Source organism: Streptomyces sp. CA-251247, assembly GCF_050952975.1.
Taxonomy (GTDB): domain Bacteria; phylum Actinomycetota; class Actinomycetes; order Streptomycetales; family Streptomycetaceae; genus Streptomyces; species Streptomyces achmelvichensis.
This window is the reverse complement of the sequence record NZ_CP191861.1, coordinates 1,478,671-1,495,615: the sequence shown is the minus strand read 5'-3', so window position 1 is coordinate 1,495,615 and position 16,945 is coordinate 1,478,671. Positions and strand designations below refer to the sequence as shown.

Sequence of the window (16,945 nt, the reverse complement as noted above, 5' to 3'; positions counted from 1 at the left end):
GGAGGCAGTGGTTCATCCATCCTCCTGAGGAGCTTCAGCTGTGAGCAGCAACAACGGTGACGTCCGGCTCTGGGGCGGCCGGTTCGCCGACGGCCCGGCAGAGGCGCTGGCGAAGCTGTCCGCGTCGGTGCACTTCGACTGGCGCCTCGCGCCCTACGACATCGCCGGCTCCCGCGCGCACGCCCGGGTGCTCCACAAGGCGGGGCTGCTCACCGAGGACGAGCTGACGCGCATGCTCGCGGGGCTCGACCAGCTGGAGACGGACGTCGCGGACGGGTCGTTCGTCGGCACCATCGCCGACGAGGACGTCCACACCGCGCTGGAGCGGGGCCTGCTGGAGCGGCTCGGCCCCGACCTCGGGGGCAAGCTGCGCGCCGGCCGTTCGCGCAACGACCAGGTCGCGACGCTGTTCCGGATGTATCTGCGCGACCACGCCCGGATCATCGGCGGCCTCGTCGCCGAACTCCAGGACGCGCTGGTGGGCCTCGCCGAGGCGCACCCCGACGTCGCGATGCCCGGCCGTACGCACCTTCAGCACGCCCAGCCCGTGCTGTTCGCCCACCATGTCCTCGCCCATGTGCAGTCGCTCTCCCGGGACGCGGAGAGGCTGCGGCAGTGGGACAAGCGGACGGCCGTGTCCCCGTACGGCTCGGGCGCGCTCGCCGGGTCCTCGCTCGGGCTCGACCCGGAGGCGGTGGCGAAGGACCTCGGCTTCGAGAACGGGTCGGCGGGCAACTCGATCGACGGCACGGCGTCGCGTGACTTCGTGGCGGAGTTCGCCTTCATCACCGCGATGATCGGCGTGAACCTCTCGCGCATCGCGGAAGAGATCATCATCTGGAACACGAAGGAGTTCTCCTTCGTCACGCTCCACGACGCCTTCTCCACCGGCTCGTCGATCATGCCGCAGAAGAAGAACCCGGACATCGCGGAGCTGGCGCGCGGCAAGTCGGGGCGTCTCATCGGCAACCTCACGGGCCTGCTGGCGACGCTCAAGGCGCTGCCGCTCGCGTACAACCGCGACCTCCAGGAGGACAAGGAGCCGGTCTTCGACTCCTGCGACCAGCTGGAGGTCCTGCTCCCCGCGTTCACCGGCATGATGGCCACGCTCACGGTGAACCGCGAGCGGATGGAGGAACTGGCCCCGGCGGGCTTCTCCCTGGCGACGGACATCGCGGAGTGGCTGGTCCGGCAGGGCGTGCCGTTCCGGGTGGCGCACGAGGTCGCGGGCGAGTGCGTGAAGGAGTGCGAGCAGCAGGGGATCGAACTGGACCAGCTGACCGACGACCAGTTCGCGAAGATCTCGGAGCATCTGACCCCCGAGGTGCGCGGTGTGCTGAACGTCCCCGGGGCGCTGGCGTCGAGGAACGGGCGCGGCGGTACGGCGCCGTCGGCGGTGGCCACGCAGCTGTCCGAGGTGAAGGCGGACCTGGTGATCCAGCACGCGTGGGCGCGGGCGAAGCGCTGACCACTGGCGTCGGGAGGCCGGCCGGACAGCCGGCCGCCCGACGCGCACGCGCCGGTCCGCGGTCAGTCGATCTGTTCGCAGATGTCGGTCCTCGTGCCGTGGACCATGGTGACCGTCTTGTGGCCGGTCGCGCTGATGTCCATGGTGTAGAGCCCGTCGACGACATACAGGCTGCGGGGCATATTGCCGCCCCCTTCGCCGACGCCGACCAGTACCGGGCCCAGGACGGACCAGAACTGGGAGCCGTCGGTGCGGTGGTCGACGAGGGCCGTGCCGCTCACGTCGGCGTCGTAGAAGTCACCGGTTCCGGTGTGCGTGACCCGGACGACCAGATCGCCCTTGTACGCCACCCGCTTCGGCGAGCCGTCCGGGTGCCGCTCGACAATCCGCCGGACCACCTCGTCGACCAGCGGTTCGCCGTGGACCGGGAAGTCGCAGCGCACGCCCGCGGCGAGATCGAAGGGCGGGGACGGCGCCGGCTCCCAGCCGGGGGCGGTCTCCGCCGCCGACGCGACCGCCGCCGGGCCCAGCAGCGTGGTGGCAAGTGCCGTCAACGCAAGGGCAGTTCGTCGCACGGCAACAGCAGTTCGCATGGTCACTCCGTGAGCTCGGTGAGATCCGCGAGGAAGCGGGATCGAGACCCGGCCACCATCTCCCCGGCCGCTGACCACACTCTCACCACCGTCGAAAGACGTCTGGGCGGCGCCGAACCGCCCGGCTAGGCTCAGCGGTTCATGGAGTTCCACCTGCTCGGGCCGTTCGAGGCCCACCACGAAGGCCGGCGGGTCCTGGTGGGCAGCCGTCGCCAGGAACGCTGTCTGCTGGCGATCCTGCTGCTGGAGGCGGGCGCCGTGGTGACCACCGACCGGCTCATCGACCTCCTGTGGGACGGTGGCGCGCCCGCGTCCGCACGCGGCACCGTGCACACCTACATCGGACGGCTGCGGGCCGCGCTCGCGCCGTACGGGCTGCGCCTCGAGACCCGTCACGACGGCTACGCCGTCGAGCCGGACACTCACGTCGTCGACGCGCGCGAGTTCGTCCTCCTCGTCCGCGAGGCCGCCGCCACGCGGGACCCCGCACAGCGGGTGCGTCTGCACGACCGGGCACTCGCGCTCTGGCGCGGCCCGCTGCTCGCCGACGTCGCCGGGCCCCGGCTGCGCGAGCGCATCGGCGGCTCGCTCGACGATCTGCGGCTGTCCGCACTGGAGCAGCGGGCCGAGGCCCAGCTCGCCATGGGGCTGCACGAGAGCGTCGTCGCCGATCTGGCGCTGCCGGCCCAGCAGCACCCGGATCGCGAACGGATCGTCGCCGCCCGGATGACCGCCCTGTACCGCGGCGGCCGCCAGGGCGATGCCCTGGCGCTGTACCGCGGCACCCGCCGGTTCCTGGTCGCCGAGCTCGGCGTCGAACCGGGCAGCGGGCTGCGCACCCTGCACGACCGAATGCTCCGGGCGGATCCCCGTCTGGACCGCCCGCCCGCGCCCGTCTACGCCGTACGCGTCGGTGAGGAATGGCTGCCGTGGAACACGAGCGGTCATCCGGCACTGGAGTTCTGCAACACCTACGCCGGCTGGGGCGGGCCGGAGCTTCCCGGCTCGGAGTGGCTGCGCGGCTACTCGACCCTCGCCGTCTGGGCCGGACATCTGGACCTGGCCGAGGACCGGTTCGTGTCCCGGCTGCTGGAACAGGCGCGCCGTCACCCGGCCGAGGCGGCCGCCGCGCTGGAGGAGGCACGGGACTTCCGCGGCCGGCTGTACACCTGCCTGACCGCGCCGGACGACGGGCGCGCCTTCACGGCGGTGGCCGCCGTGGCCGAGGAGGCGGCCAAGGCCTCGGTGTTCGTCCGGGGCGAGGACGGTCTGGGCCGCTGGCGGCTCCCTCCCGGCGCCGGGCTGCGCCTCCCGCTCTGGGCCGTCGCCCACAGCGCCGCCGAACTGCTCGCCGACCCCCGCCGGTTCCTGATCCGCGCCTGCCCCGGCGAAGAATGCGGCTGGCTCTTCCTCGACGAGAGCGGCCGCCGCCGGTGGTGCAGCCTCGGCACCTGCGGAAAGGGGCATCCGACCCGGGAATGAGACAATGGTGTCTCATATGGTTTATGCTTGTCTCATGACAGTGGATCGTGAGCAGGTACTGCGGACCGCCGCCGGCCTCCTCTCCCGCAAGGCGACGTCCACGATGGACGAGGTTGCCAGGGCCGCCGGCATCGGACGCGCCACCCTGCACCGGCACTTCGCCGGGCGGGAGGCGCTCGTGCGGGCGCTCGAGGACCTCGGAATCCGCGAGTTCGAGACGGCCCTCGACGCGGCCCGCCTCGCGGAGGGGCCGGCTCCCGACGCGCTGCGCCGGCTCATCGCCGCGACCGAGCCGAGTGCAGGACTGCTCGCCTTCCTCGTGACCGAGAACCAGCTGTTCGAGGGCGAGGAGATCAACCAGGGCTGGGCCCGGCTCGACGCCCGGGTCTCGGCGCTGTTCCGGCGCGGGCAGGACGAGGGCGACTTCCGCATCGACCTCACTCCTGCCTGGCTCACCGAGGCGCTGTACGGGCTGATCGGCTCGTGCGCCTGGGCCGTGCAGGACGGCCGGGTCGCGGGCAAGGACTACCAATTCATGATCGCCGAGCTGCTGCTCGGCGGCGCACGACGGAGCGTGGAGAAATGAGCACAACCGACCAGCGGGCGACGGCACACGAGACCGTGCGCGCACCCGGCCGGTGGCTCGCCCTGTCGGTCCTGGTCCTGGCGGTGCTGCTCGTGGCGGTCGACGCCACCGTGCTCGGCCTCGCGACCCCCTACCTCAGCGAGGACCTGAAGCCGTCCGGCACCCAGCTGCTGTGGATCGGCGACGTCTACTCGTTCGTCATCGCCGGCCTGCTCGTCTCCATGGGCAGCCTCGGCGACCGCATCGGCCGCAAGAAGCTGTTGCTGACCGGCGCGGTCGCGTTCGGCGCGGTGTCGGTGCTCAACGCCTATGCGTCCAGCCCCGAGATGATGATCCTGGCCCGCGCGCTCCTCGGCATCGCCGGTGCCACGCTGATGCCCTCCACGCTCGCACTGATCCGCAACATCTTCCACGACCCCAAGGAGCGCAGCGTCGCGGTCGGCATCTGGGGCGCCGCCGCGTCGGCGGGCGCCGCGGTCGGGCCCGTCGTCGGCGGATTCCTGCTGGAGCACTTCTGGTGGGGCTCGGTCTTCCTCATCAACCTGCCGGTCATGGCGGTGCTGGTGGTCGTCGGCATCAAGCTGCTCCCCGAGTCGCGCAACCCCGACCCCGGCCCCTGGGACCTCATCAGCGTCGCCCTCTCGCTGATCGGCATCGTCGCCGTCGTGTACGCCGTCAAGGAGGCGACCGTGCACGGCCTGCGCCCGGACACGTGCGGGGCCGCGGTGATCGGTATCGCCGCACTCGTCTGGTTCGTACGACGGCAGTTGACGCTGCCCTCGCCACTTCTGGACGTACGCCTGTTCCACCACAAGGGCTTCTCCGGCGCGGTACTGGCGGACCTGCTCACCATTCTCGGCCTGTCCGGCCTGGTGTTCTTCCTCTCGCAGTTCCTCCAGCTCGTCCAGGGGCGCTCGCCCCTGGAGGCCGGGCTCATCGAACTGCCGGCGGCGATCGGAGCGGTGGGCGCCGGCCTGCTCGCCGGCTGGGCGGCGCGCCGCGCTTCCGTGCGCAGCGCCGTCTCGGCGGGCCTGGCGGCCGTCGGTCTGGCCCTCGCGGCCTGCACGCTGCTGACGGCCGACACCTCCGCGCTGATGCTCGGGGTGGCCCTGTTCGTCGGCGGACTGGGTGCGGGACTCGCGTTCACCGTGACCGCGGACGTCATCCTGTCCACGGTGCCCAAGGAGCAGGCGGGCGCCGCGTCGGCCGTCTCCGAGACGGCGTACGAACTGGGCGCGGCGCTCGGCATCGCCCTGCTGGGCACCGTCGTGACCGGCGTCTACCGGGACTTCACCGTCCCGCAGGGCGTACCGGCCGGTGCGGCGGAAGCGGCCCGGGACTCGCTCGGCGGCGCCGTGGAGGTGGCCGAGGGGCTGCCCGCGCACCAGGGCGAGGCGCTGCTCGCCTCGGTGCAGAACGCGTTCACGGAGGGCTTCCACGTGGCGGGCGCGGTGGGCTCGGCCGTGCTGTTCGCGACGGCGCTCGCGGCGTGGTTCCTGCTGCGCGGCCAGCGCCTCGAAAGCGGCATCGAGCACTGACGCACGACGACTGCGTGCAGCACGGACGTACGGCGACGGGCCGGGACCCCCATCAGGTCCCGGCCCGTCGTCGTACGTCGTGCGGCAGTCGGCTCACCCGGTCAACGGCGCCCTGCCACCGTGCGGTTCGCAGCGCTCCCGGAAGCCTCGGCGCTCTTAGGCGGCCTTCGCCTTCGTGGCGTACATGTCCACGTACTCCTGGCCCGACAGCTCCATGACCTCGGTCATCACCGAGTCCGTCACCGCCCGCAGCACATAACGGTCGCGGTCCATGCCCTCGTACCGCGAGAACTCCATCGCCTCGCCGAAGCGGATCGTTACCCGGCCCGGACGCGGCAGGCCCGCGCCGCCCGGCTGGAGCTTGTCCGTGCCGATCACCGCGAACGGGACCACCGGCGCGCCGGTCATCAGCGTGAGCCGGGCGATGCCGGTGCGGCCCCGGTACAGCCGGCCGTCGGGGGAGCGGGTGCCCTCGGGGTAGATGCCGAAGACCCTGCCCTCCTCCAGTACACGCCGTCCCGTCATCAGTGCCGCCACTCCGCCGTTGGCGCCGTCGCGGTCGACGGGGATCATCCCGCAGCCCGTGAAGAACCAGGCCATGGCCCGGCCCTTGAGTCCCTTGCCCGTCACGTACTCGTCCTTGCCGATGAAGTACACCGGACGGGCGCACACCAACGGCAGGATCATCGAGTCGATGAACGTCAGGTGGTTCCCGGCGAGAATGACAGGACCGGTGCCCGGAATGTTCTCCGTGCCCTCCACCCGTGGACGGAACATCAGGCGCAGGAAGGGTCCTAGGACGGCCTTGATGAGCGACAAGCGGGACAACGGGTCCTCCGGTCTCAGGGACGGACGGTAGTGGACGGCCAAGTCTGTGCAGGTGAGGACGATACTCGCGGCTTGTCTCCACCGCACATCGGGTTCACGGAGCGGATACGCAGTGTTGACGTGTGTTTCCGGCGCGTTCGTCCAGGGTCTGCCGTATGTAAGGCGTAGCTGCCTACGATCGGGCGACTCGCGACAGGTGCGGGACATCACATGGAGGTACCTCGATGACGCAGGGTTCGGACGGAAGCCCGGCTCGCCGGACTGTTCTCGGAGCGGCGGTACTCGGCACGGCAGCCCTCGGTGTCGGCGCCACCGCCACGCCGTCCGGGGCCGCCGAACGGCACGGCGGTCACGGCGGATACAAGGACCTGCCGTACCCGACGGTCATCGCCCACCGCGGCGCCAGTGGTTACCGGCCCGAGCACACGCTCGGCTCGTACCAGCTGGCGCTCGACATGGGCGCGCACGTCATCGAGCAGGACCTGGTGCCCACCAAGGACGGTCATCTCGTATGCCGTCACGAGAACGACATCACGGGTACCACGGATGTGGCGAACCATCCCGAATTCGCCGCGCGGAAAACGACGAAGAGTGTCGACGGGGTGAGCCTCACGGGCTGGTTCACCGAGGACTTCACGCTCGCCGAGCTCAAGACGCTCCGTGCGAAGGAGCGGATCCCGGCCGTCCGGCAGGAGAACACGCTCTACGACGGCCGCTGGGCCGTGCCCACCTTCGAGGAGGTGCTGCGCTGGGCCGAGACCGAGGGCCGCCGTCGTGGCCGGCCGGTGTGGCTGCACGTCGAGACCAAGCACCCCACGTACTTCCGGGGCATCGGCCTCGGGCTGGAGGAGCGGCTCGCCAAGCTGCTGCGCCGCTACGGGCGTGACCGCCGCAACTCGCCCGTGTTCCTCCAGTCGTTCGAGCCGAGCAGCATGCAGCGGATGGCGAAGCTCGTCGACTCGCCGCGCGTGGTGCTGTTCGACGCCGCGAACACCCGCCCCTGGGACTTCGTGACGGCGGGGGACCCGCGCACGGTCGCCGATCTCGTCAAGCCCGAGGGCCTGAAGTGGATCGCGTCGTTCGCCCAGGGCATCGGCCCGTGGGTCGACCTCATCATCCCGAGGGACGCCAACGGCAAGCTCACGAAGACGACGACGCTGGTGCGGGACGCCCACGCCAAGGGCCTGATCCTCCACCCGTACACCATGCGGAACGAGAACAGCTTCCTGCCCGCCGACTTCCGGCGCGGCACCGACCCGAACGCCTACGGTGACGCGTTCGGTGCGTTCAAGGTCTACTTCGAGACCGGCATCGACGGCATCTTCACCGACAACGCCGACACCGGACTGCTGGCCGCCGCGGACTTCCGCGGCTGACCCGGGGAACCGGCCTGCCCCTGCGTACGGCGGGGGCAGGCCCTGTCCGTCCGTACGAGTGACTGTGCGCCGGCGGGGCAACCGTCGCCGCTCCGCGGCGCGTCCCGCCGGGCATGACGCTTCTCGATGACTCCGCGGCCCATGTCGTCAGCGCTCTGCGCCCGTTGGTGAGCGCGGAGGCGACGGCCGAGGCGCTCGGTGCGGCGATGGACGCGGGCGATCTGGAACAGGCCGTGTGGGTGCGGCTGTTCGAACTGCTCGACGGCGACGGACCACCGCCGGACGCGGCCCGCTGGGTCAGGTCCGCCGTACGGGCCGAGGCCCGGCGCGCCCGGCGGACGGCCGCACGGGAGCGTCCGTACGGCGCAGAGTTCTCGGCCGATCCGGCCGATCCGGCCGATCCGGCCGATCCGGCCGATCCGGCCGGCGGACCGGAACGGGCGGCGCTGCGCGCCGAACGCCGCCGCACTCTGCGGGCCGCCGTGGCCCGCACTCCTGGAAACTGCCCGCGACTGCTGACTGCGATGCTGTCGCCCGAGGACCCCACCTACCAGGAAATCGCAGGGGAGTTGGGTATCTCACAAGGAAGTCTGGGGCCGATGCGTTCCCGTTGCCTGGGATGCCTGCGCAGAATGCTCACGACAGAGGTTGCAGCTCCTGAACATGGGGGAAAGGAGCGGTAGACAACCGGCGGACAGGTGAGCGGGAGGCGTGCGCACATGGGCATGAGCGTGACCATCTCAGCGGCGAGAGCACAGGACGCGGAGCAGATCCTCAAGCTGCAGTATCTGTGCTACCAGGCCGAGGCCGAGCTCTACGGGGACTACGGCATCGAGCCTCTCACCCAGTCACTCGACGATCTGCGGGCCGAGATCGACCAGGGCCACGCTCTGGTGGCCAGGCTCGGTGACGAGGTGATCGCCTCCGTGCGCGGCCGGGTCGACGAGGAGGGGACGGCCCGGATCGCCAAACTCATCGTGCACCCGCGGATGCAGCGCCACGGTCTCGGCGGCCGGCTGCTCGACGCGATCGAGAAGGGCTTCGCCGCGGAACCCGCGGCCAAGCGCTTCCAGCTGTTCACCGGCCACCGCAGTGAGAGCAACCTGCGGCTCTACCGCAGCCGTGGATATGTACAGGTCTCCAGCGAGCAGGTGGGCCCGAGGCTCACGCTGGTCACGCTCCAGAAGGAAGCGGTGGCACGGGAGTTCGTCGCCAGCGCCTGATGCCCGGGCAGCCCGTCCGGGCCGTGTCCGCGGCGGACACTCCCTACACGGGCTGCCTGCGTGAGCGGCGCAGCCACAGCATTCCGGTGACCGGCAGCAGCACCGGGATGAAGAGATAGCCCATGCCGTACTCCGACCAGACGGTCGAGTCGGGGAAGGCGGACGGTTCCAGCACCGTCCAGGTACCGACGACCAGGACGCCCACGAGCTCGGCGGCGCAGCACACCAGCGCCGCCCTGCGGGCTCTCTCCCCGCCGCGGACCAGGGTGTAGGTGATGAACGCGTACACCACGGCGGCGACGGCGGAGAGCACATGCGCCAGCGGGGCGCTGCCGAAGTCGGTGAGGATCTGGTAGACCGAGCGCGACACCGCGCCGACCGACATCACTCCGTACAGCCACACCAGCAGCAGTCCGGGGCCCTGGACCAGCCTGGTCCGCTCCTGCCGGCCGTTCTTCTCGCCGGTGACGGGCTCGGCCATCGTCAGCCTCCCCAGATGTCGTAGAGCCGTACTTCGAGTACCGCGAGGACCACGGCCCCGGCCGCGACGGTCGCCGAGCCCCAGCGGGTCCGTTCCGTCAGTGACAGGAACCCGGCGGCCGGGACGGAGAGGAACGAGCCGATCAGATACGCGACGAAGATCGTGTTGCCCTCGTGCGCCTCCTGCCCGCGCGCCAGGAACACGATGCCCACCACCAGCTGCGCCAGCGCGAGGACGGTCACCACGGCCATGCCGATGAAGTGCCAGTCCTTGGTGGGCTGATCGCGATAGGCGGCGAAGCCGCACCAGGCGGCGAGAGCGAGCGCGGTCACGGCGACCGCGACCGTCAGGGCGTCAAGCATGGCGGAAGCGTATTACGGGCCAAAAGGCCCGACGCGAGCGGCCCCGGTGCGCCCCGTAGGGTCAAGGCCATGAAGATCCCCGCCGAAGCCCTGCTGTTCGACAACGACGGAACCCTCGTCTCCTCGATGGAGTCGGTGTACCGCTGCTGGACCCGTTGGGCGCAGGAGTACGGCATCACCGCGGAGGACTTCGCCCGCGTCGAGCTCCACGGCCGTCCCGCCGTGGAGATAGCCGCCGACCTGCTGCCCGCCGCCGTGGTCCCCGAGGCCGTGGCCCGTATCGAGCAGCTGGAGGTCGAGGACGTCGCCGGGGGAGTCGTGCTCCTGCCCGGCACCGCCGAACTCCTGGACAGCCTGCCCGCCGACCGCTGGGCCGTCGTCACCTCCGCGACGCGGCGGCTGGCCGAGGCCCGGCTCGAAGAGGTCGGCATCCGGCCCAAGAACCTCATCGCCGCGGACGACATCACCCGTGGCAAGCCCGACCCGGAACCCTTTCTGCTCGGCGCGCGCCGGCTCGGGGTGCGGCCGGAGGGCTGTGTGGTCTTCGAGGACGCCCCGGCGGGACTGACCGCGGGGCGGGCCGCCGGTATGCGAACCGTGGCCTTGACCACAACGCACGAGGCGACCGAGCTGCTGGCCGATGTCGTCGTCCGTGATCTGTCGGCGGTGTCTGCGCAGGTCAGCGGGGCCGGCCTGGAGATCATCGCAGCGGAGTGACCCCGTCCATTTTCCGTATCAAGGCTGTCCGCTATTCGGACAGCTGTGATCGTCCGGTGTGACGGTCTGGTTTACTTGCCGCCATGACCACGACGAGCAGCCGCACCCTTGCGACCGAGGCGATCACGACGCCCGGTGCTCGTTGTATGTGTCGAATGTGCGCCTTCTGAGGGCCCCTGCCGTTGTTTCGCGCCCCGAAGTGAGACCGCAGACGCCGCGTCCATAGCCATGGACCACGCCTGCCCCCGCGCACTTTTCCCGTTCCGTGCTCCGGAACGAATCCGTGCCGCTTTCCGAATGTGAATGCCCCGTGCCCGGCGACACCCCTGCCGTGCACTCGACAGTGACGGACATCCCTGTGATCACCACTACGGGCCTGACCAAGGTCTACCGCTCGCGAGGACGCGAGGTCACCGCCCTGGACGGCGTCGATCTCCACGTCGAGGAGGGCGAGGTGTACGGCGTCATCGGCCAGAGCGGCGCCGGCAAGTCCTCGCTCATCCGCTGCGTGAACCTCCTGGAGCGCCCCACCGCCGGCACCGTGACCGTGGCCGGCGAAGACCTCACCGCTCTCGCCGGCCGCGGACCGCGTGCGGGCAAGCAGCTGCGCGAAGCCCGCAGCCGTATCGGCATGGTCTTCCAGCACTTCAACCTGCTGTCCTCGCGCACCGTGCAGGACAACGTCGAACTGCCGCTGGAGATCCTCGGCATCTCCGGCCGGGAACGCTCCCGCAAGGCGCTCGAACTCCTCGACCTCGTCGGCCTCGCCGACAAGGCCAAGGCCTACCCGAGCCAGCTCTCCGGCGGTCAGAAGCAGCGGGTCGGCATCGCCCGGGCCCTCGCAGGCGACCCCAAGGTGCTGCTCTCGGACGAGGCCACCAGCGCGCTCGACCCGGAGACCACCCGCTCCATCCTCCATCTGCTGCGCGACCTCAACCGCCAGCTGGGCCTGACGGTCCTGCTCATCACACACGAGATGGACGTCGTCAAGACGGTCTGCGACTCTGCCGCCCTGATGGAACAGGGCCGCATCATCGAGTCCGGCACCGTCAGCGAGCTGCTCGCCACCCCGGGCTCCGAGCTGGCCGCCGCACTCTTCCCGGTCAGCGGCGACGCCTCGGGCCTCGACCGCACGGTCGTCGACGTCACCTTCCACGGCGAGGCGGCGACCCGACCGGTGATCTCGCAGCTCTCCCGCACGTACAACATCGACATCTCGATCCTCGGAGCCGCGATGGACACCGTCGCGGGCCGGCAGGTCGGCCGGATGCGGATCGAACTGCCCGGCCGGTTCGAGGAGAACGTCGTACCGATCGGATTCCTGCGCGAGCAGGGACTCCAGGTCGAGGTGGCCGACGAGGCCGTTGCGGGCGAACTTGTGAAGGACGGTGCCAAGTGACCTGGTCGGAGATGCAGCCCCTGCTGGAGCAGGCCTGTTGGGACACCCTCTACATGGTGGGCTGGTCCACCCTCATCGCCGTCGTCGGCGGACTGCCGCTCGGTGTCGTCCTCGTCCTCACGGACCGCGGCGGCCTGCTCAGCAGCTCCCTGCTGAACAAGGTGATCGGCCAGATCGTGAACGTCACGCGCTCGATGCCGTTCATCATCCTCATGGTCGCGCTGATGCCCTTCACCAAGGCGCTGACCGGCACCACCATCGGCCGGGAGGGCGCCATCGTGCCCCTGGCGATCGGTGCCATCCCGTTCTTCGCCCGGCTCGTGGAGACCGCCGTCCGCGAGGTCGACGGCGGGCTGGTCGAGGCCGTGCAGTCGATGGGCGGCAGCACCTGGACGGTTGTCCGCAAGGTGCTCGTGCCCGAGTCGCTGCCGTCGCTGATCTCCAGCGCCACCACGACGATCGTCGCGCTCATCGGCTACTCGGCGATGGCCGGAACGGTCGGCGCGGGCGGACTCGGCGACATCGCCATCCGCTACGGCTACCAGCGCTTCGAGACCGAACTGATGTGGATCACGGTGGCCATCCTCGCCGTCGTCATCTCCCTCATCCAGTTCGCCGGCGACTACGCGGCCCGCGGTCTGCACCAGCGCGGACGCGGCAGCTCGGCACCCCGGCTGCGGATCCTCAAGCCCGCCACCGCGGCCGCGGAACCCACCAAGACTTCCTGACCCCCTTGACCCCACCAGGGTCGTACCACCCATGGAGAAAGGCACTTTTCGTGCGTAACACCGCCAAGATCACCACCGCCGTCCTGGCCGCCGGAGCCCTCACCCTCGGGCTCTCCGGCTGCGGCTCCGACTCCGGTTCCTCCGCCGATGCCGACGCTCCGCTCGTCGTCGCCGCGAGCTCCGTCCCGCACGCCGAGATCCTGAACTACGTCAAGGACAACCTCGCGGCGAAGGACGGCCTCAAGCTGGAGGTCAAGGAGTTCACCGACTACGTGACGCCGAACACGGCCACCGAGAGCGGTGAGGTGGGTGCCAACTACTTCCAGCACAAGCCGTACCTCGACGACTTCAACAAGAAGAACGGCACGCACATCGTGCCCGTCGCCACGGTGCACCTGGAGCCCCTCGGCCTGTACTCCAACAAGGTCAAGAAGATCGCCGACCTGAAGAACGGCGCCACGGTCGCGCTGCCGAACGACACCACCAACGAGGCGCGCGCCCTGAAGCTGCTCGCCCTCAACGGCGTCATCAAGCTCAAGGCCGGCGCGGGCAACGACGCGACGCCCAAGGACATCGCCGAGAACCCCAAGAAGATCCAGTTCAAGGAGATCGAGGCCGCCCAGGTGCCGCGCTCGCTCGACGATGTCGACGCGGCCGTGATCAACGGGAACTACGCCGTCGAGTCCAAGCTCAGCCCCAAGGACGACTCCCTCGTCCTCGAGTCCGCCCAGGGCAACCCGTACGGCAACTTCCTCGCGGTCAAGAAGGGCAACGAGAAGGACCCGCGCGTGGTGAAGCTCGCCAAGCTGCTGAAGTCGCCCGAGGTGAAGAAGTTCATCGAGGACACGTACGAGGGCTCCGTCGTCCCCGCCGTCTGACCGGCCCGGACGACCACCACAGCCCGTACGACACGACAGGGAGCACACCATGCGCAAGCAGGCCGTCGCGGCCGTCGCCGCGACCGGGGCACTCGCCCTGGCGCTGACAGCGTGCGGTTCGGGAGCGGGCAAGGGCGGCGGTGACGCGAAGACCCTCGTCGTCGGGGCCACCGCCGTGCCGGCCGGTGAGGTACTCGACTTCATCGCCGGGGACCTCGCCGAGAAGGAGGGCCTGGACCTCCAGGTCAAGGAGTTCACGGACTACGTCCTGCCCAACACCGCACTCGCGGAAGGGCAGCTGGACGCGAACCTCTACCAGAACGCCCCGTTCCTGGAGAACTTCAACACGACGAAGGGCACCGACCTCGTCCCCGTCACCGAGGCCTACCTGCCTCCGATGGGGGTGTACGCCGAGAAGCTCGACGACATCGCCGAGCTGCCCGCGGGTGCGACCGTCGCCGTGCCGAACGAGACCACCAACGAGGGGCGGGCGCTTCTGCTGCTGGCCTCCCAGGGGGTCATCACGCTCAAGGAGGGGGCCGGCGTCACCGCCAGTCCCGCGGACATCACGTCCAACCCGAAGAAGCTGACGTTCAAGGAACTGGAGCCGGCGCAGCTGCCGCGTGTCCTCGGTGACGTGGACGCGGCGGTGATCAACAGCAACTACGCGCTCGACGCGGGGCTCGACCCCAAGAAGGACGCGGTGCTGCTGGAGAGCGCCGAGGGCAACAAGTACACCAACGTCCTTGCCGTGAAGAAGGGCGACGAGGACGATCCGCGGGTGAAGAAGCTCGTCACGCTGCTGCACTCGCCCGAGGTGAAGAAGTTCATCCAGGACACCTACAAGGGCTCCGTCCTGCCGGCCGCCGCGGGCTAGACCCCCGGGCCGGGCACGCGAGCCCGGCACGAGCCGAACGAGCGGCCCTGGGTCCCGGGCCGGGCACGCGAAGAGCCCGGCACGATCCGGAGCCGGGCTTCGGGCCGGCGCGGTCCCGCGGGCTCCGCACGTCCCTCACGGGCGTGCGGGGCCCGTCGGCATACCCGCCCGGTGCTCAAGTGCGGGACCCTGTGGTGCAGTTCCGGCGCGTCATGCTGCATGCTGGGCTTTTCAGCAGGCCCCTGGTTACGGAGCGCGCATGACTACCACCTTCCCGGACGTGTCCATCAGCACGGAGCGGTTGGTGCTGCGCCCCTTCGAAGAGGCCGACATCCCGGCGCTGACCGAGATGATGAACGACGAGATGGTCACGGCCTGGACTTCCGTGCCCCAGCCGTACACCACGACGGACGCCGAGCGCTGGGTGCGCAGGATCGCTCCTTCTGAACGTACACAGGGCCGCGGGATCGCCCTGGCCGTCACCGAATTCCTCACCCAGCGGCTCGTCGGCATGGTGCACCTGCGGAACACCGACTGGCGCACACTCGCCACCGAGGTCGCCTACGTCACCGCCCCCTGGGCGCGCGGCGAGGGCTACGCCACGGAATCCGTCCTGGCCATAGCCCAGTGGCTGTTCCGTGTGCAGCGCTTCGAGCGCATGGAACTGCGTACTCCCGCCGACAACACCGCCTCCCAGCAGGTCGCCCAGAAGATCGGCTGCATCAGCGAGGGTGTCCTGCGGAACGCCTGGATAGCGCGGACACAGACGGCCGACGGCGGCTGGGCCGACATCCGCACCGACCTGATCGTCTGGAGCCTGCTGTCCGAGGACCTCGAAGGAGTCACGGACCAGCTGGCGGACTCCGGCTACGCGTCGTTCACCGACTGGAACTGACCGCCGACTGGAACTGCCCGGGCCCCGGCTGATTCAGTAGGTGCGTACCCCAGGTAGCCTCGGCCTGCCCGTACGGGCACGCCCTGCACCACCTGCGACACCACCAGGGAGACTGACGACGATGGCCGACCGCGTCACGGTGATCGGCTGGGACGGTTCGCCCCTCACCGCCGCGGCCAGGTCCGCCCTCTCCGCCGCCACGCTGGTGGCCGGGGCGGCCCACCATCTCGCGCTCCCGGAGGTGCCACGGGACGCCGAGCGCATCCGGCTCGGCAGCGTCGACCTCGCCGCCCGGCGGATCGCGGTCCACCGCGGCAGCGCCGTCGTCCTCGCCGACGGCGACCCGGGCTTCTTCGGCGTCGTCCGCACCCTGCGGGCCCCCGAGCACGGCCTGGAGGTCGAGGTCGTGCCCGGCGTCTCCTCCGTCGCCACCGCCTTCGCCCGCGCCGGGATGCCCTGGGACGACGCCCAGGTGGTCGTCGCCCACCGCCGTACCCTGCGCCGCGCCGTCAACGTCTGCCGCGCACACACCAAGGTCGCCGTCCTCACCTCGCCGGGCGCGGGCCCCGCCGAGCTCGCCCTCCTGCTGGAAGGCGTCCACCGCACCTTCGTCATCTGCGAGGAGCTGGGCACCGACCGCGAGCAGGTCACCGTCCTCACCTCCGACAAGGCCGCCGACCATGTGTGGCGTGACCCCAATGTCGTGATCGTCATCGGCGGCACGGGCAGCACCACCGTCCAGGGCAGCGGCTGGATCGCGGGCCGCGAACCCGGCTACCCGTCCGGGACGCGCGGCTGGGCGCTGCCCACCGAGTCCTACGCGCAGGACGGCGACGACCGCGAGAGCGGAGGCGAGGGGGAGTCGGAGCAGCTCCGCGCCGCCCAACTGGCCCGCCTCGGGCCCCGTATCGGCGACCTCGTCTGGGACATCGGCTCCGGCAGCGGCGCCCTCGCCGCCGAGGCGGCCCGCTTCGGTGCCGCGGTGATCGCCGTCGACGCCGACGCGCGCAACTGCGCCCGTACCGACGCGGCCGCACGCCGCGCCGGCGTCCAGATGCAGATCGTGAACGCTCGGGCACCCCATGTGCTGGAGCGGCTGCCCGAACCCGATGTCGTCCGCATCGGGGGCGGCGGGGTCCCCGTCGTCACCGCCTGCGCCGACCGGCGGCCGGAACGCATCGTCACGCACGCGTCGACCCGCGACGAGGCCGAGGCGATCGGCGAGGCACTCGCCGCCGGCGGATACATCGTCGAATGCGCGCTCCTGCAGAGCGTCGAACTGGACCCCGACGGCTGGGCGGAGCGGGAGCGGTCCGTCGTCTTCCTGCTCTCCGGACGGCAGCCCGACCGCGCCCACTGACCCGCCGCCGAGGGCCGCGGGGTAGGCTGGCCGATCGTTGTACCGCGCCCGGCCGTTCGTCGCTTCGTTCGTCAATGTCCGGAAAGTGGGGTCGCTTTGGCTCCGGTATGTGGTACGTCGGAACCGGGGGACGCGCAACGTGGCGCAGCCCACA

At 70.6% G+C, this 16,945-nt stretch carries 18 protein-coding genes; 14 read left to right on the top strand and 4 right to left on the bottom strand.

The genetic code is table 11. The features are described 5' to 3' along the window. The first annotated feature begins 40 nt into the window (after positions 1-40). Positions 41-1,468 carry an argininosuccinate lyase gene (argH, locus tag ACQPWZ_RS06535; RefSeq protein ID WP_340472141.1) on the top strand — a complete coding sequence of 476 codons (1,428 nt, stop codon included), beginning with the start codon at positions 41-43 and terminating at the stop codon, positions 1,466-1,468. 62 nt (positions 1,469-1,530) lie between these two features. On the opposite strand, the gene ACQPWZ_RS06530 is transcribed toward argH, so the two are convergent. Continuing rightward, positions 1,531-2,043: a hypothetical protein gene (locus tag ACQPWZ_RS06530; RefSeq protein WP_340477757.1), complete on the bottom strand. Its 513-nt coding sequence runs from the start codon at positions 2,041-2,043 to the stop codon at positions 1,531-1,533. A 159-nt stretch (positions 2,044-2,202) separates the two neighbouring features. Between ACQPWZ_RS06530 and ACQPWZ_RS06525 the strand changes: the two genes are divergently transcribed. Genes ACQPWZ_RS06525 through ACQPWZ_RS06515 form a run of 3 tightly spaced genes read left to right on the top strand, consistent with a single transcriptional unit; the run spans position 2,203 to position 5,667 of the window. Then, positions 2,203-3,543, top strand: a complete 1,341-nt coding sequence (locus ACQPWZ_RS06525) for a BTAD domain-containing putative transcriptional regulator (protein ID WP_433570877.1) — start codon at positions 2,203-2,205, stop codon at positions 3,541-3,543. A 34-nt stretch (positions 3,544-3,577) separates the two neighbouring features. Then, positions 3,578-4,129 (top strand): TetR/AcrR family transcriptional regulator, encoded by a 552-nt coding sequence (locus tag ACQPWZ_RS06520; RefSeq protein WP_327685167.1) that lies wholly within the window; start codon positions 3,578-3,580, stop codon positions 4,127-4,129. Further along, positions 4,126-5,667 carry an MFS transporter gene (locus ACQPWZ_RS06515; RefSeq protein WP_340472139.1) on the top strand — a complete coding sequence of 514 codons (1,542 nt, stop codon included), beginning with the start codon at positions 4,126-4,128 and terminating at the stop codon, positions 5,665-5,667. Before ACQPWZ_RS06520 ends, ACQPWZ_RS06515 begins: the two co-directional genes overlap by 4 nt. Positions 5,668-5,823: 156 nt before the next feature. Here ACQPWZ_RS06515 and ACQPWZ_RS06510 read toward each other — a convergent pair whose 3' ends face one another. After that, positions 5,824-6,486, bottom strand: coding sequence for a lysophospholipid acyltransferase family protein (locus tag ACQPWZ_RS06510; RefSeq protein ID WP_340477756.1), 663 nt, complete (start codon positions 6,484-6,486; stop codon positions 5,824-5,826). 233 nt (positions 6,487-6,719) lie between these two features. Here ACQPWZ_RS06510 and ACQPWZ_RS06505 point away from each other — a divergent pair, with 233 nt between their 5' ends. From ACQPWZ_RS06505 to ACQPWZ_RS06495, 3 genes are all read left to right on the top strand, one after another. Then, a complete protein-coding gene (locus tag ACQPWZ_RS06505) occupies positions 6,720-7,871 on the top strand; it encodes a glycerophosphodiester phosphodiesterase (RefSeq protein WP_383247117.1) in 1,152 nt (383 codons plus the stop codon). A gap of 113 nt (positions 7,872-7,984) precedes the next feature. Continuing rightward, positions 7,985-8,554 carry a sigma-70 family RNA polymerase sigma factor gene (locus tag ACQPWZ_RS06500; RefSeq protein ID WP_433570876.1) on the top strand — a complete coding sequence of 190 codons (570 nt, stop codon included), beginning with the start codon at positions 7,985-7,987 and terminating at the stop codon, positions 8,552-8,554. 36 nt (positions 8,555-8,590) lie between these two features. Further along, the gene (locus ACQPWZ_RS06495; RefSeq protein ID WP_340472136.1) at positions 8,591-9,094 is read left to right on the top strand and encodes a GNAT family N-acetyltransferase; all 504 of its coding nucleotides are present in this window, start codon (positions 8,591-8,593) and stop codon (positions 9,092-9,094) included. A gap of 43 nt (positions 9,095-9,137) precedes the next feature. On the opposite strand, the gene ACQPWZ_RS06490 is transcribed toward ACQPWZ_RS06495, so the two are convergent. Further along, on the bottom strand, positions 9,138-9,575 hold the full coding sequence (locus ACQPWZ_RS06490; protein ID WP_405568473.1) for a hypothetical protein: 438 nt from the start codon (positions 9,573-9,575) through the stop codon (positions 9,138-9,140). A gap of 2 nt (positions 9,576-9,577) precedes the next feature. Then, positions 9,578-9,937 carry a hypothetical protein gene (locus ACQPWZ_RS06485; RefSeq protein WP_340472134.1) on the bottom strand — a complete coding sequence of 120 codons (360 nt, stop codon included), beginning with the start codon at positions 9,935-9,937 and terminating at the stop codon, positions 9,578-9,580. Between the two features lie 69 nt (positions 9,938-10,006). Between ACQPWZ_RS06485 and ACQPWZ_RS06480 the strand changes: the two genes are divergently transcribed. The 7 genes from ACQPWZ_RS06480 (at position 10,007) to cbiE (ending at position 16,791) form a co-directional block, all read left to right on the top strand. Beyond that, positions 10,007-10,654: an HAD family hydrolase gene (locus ACQPWZ_RS06480; RefSeq protein WP_433570875.1), complete on the top strand. Its 648-nt coding sequence runs from the start codon at positions 10,007-10,009 to the stop codon at positions 10,652-10,654. Between the two features lie 358 nt (positions 10,655-11,012). Next, a complete protein-coding gene (locus tag ACQPWZ_RS06475; protein ID WP_405568471.1) occupies positions 11,013-12,053 on the top strand; it encodes a methionine ABC transporter ATP-binding protein in 1,041 nt (346 codons plus the stop codon). Beyond that, entirely contained in the window at positions 12,050-12,781 is a 732-nt protein-coding gene (locus ACQPWZ_RS06470) for a methionine ABC transporter permease (protein WP_340472131.1), read from the top strand. The genes ACQPWZ_RS06475 and ACQPWZ_RS06470 overlap by 4 nt, the downstream gene beginning before the upstream one ends. 50 nt (positions 12,782-12,831) lie before the next feature. Next, on the top strand, positions 12,832-13,659 hold the full coding sequence (locus ACQPWZ_RS06465; protein WP_340472130.1) for a MetQ/NlpA family ABC transporter substrate-binding protein: 828 nt from the start codon (positions 12,832-12,834) through the stop codon (positions 13,657-13,659). Positions 13,660-13,708: 49 nt separating this feature from the next. Further along, complete coding sequence (locus tag ACQPWZ_RS06460; RefSeq protein WP_433570874.1) at positions 13,709-14,536, top strand: MetQ/NlpA family ABC transporter substrate-binding protein; 828 nt, start codon at positions 13,709-13,711, stop codon at positions 14,534-14,536. Positions 14,537-14,795: 259 nt separating this feature from the next. Beyond that, positions 14,796-15,431 (top strand): GNAT family N-acetyltransferase, encoded by a 636-nt coding sequence (locus ACQPWZ_RS06455; protein WP_340472128.1) that lies wholly within the window; start codon positions 14,796-14,798, stop codon positions 15,429-15,431. Positions 15,432-15,552: 121 nt separating this feature from the next. Continuing rightward, a complete protein-coding gene (gene cbiE, locus ACQPWZ_RS06450; protein WP_340472127.1) occupies positions 15,553-16,791 on the top strand; it encodes a precorrin-6y C5,15-methyltransferase (decarboxylating) subunit CbiE in 1,239 nt (412 codons plus the stop codon). Positions 16,792-16,945 lie beyond the last annotated feature (154 nt).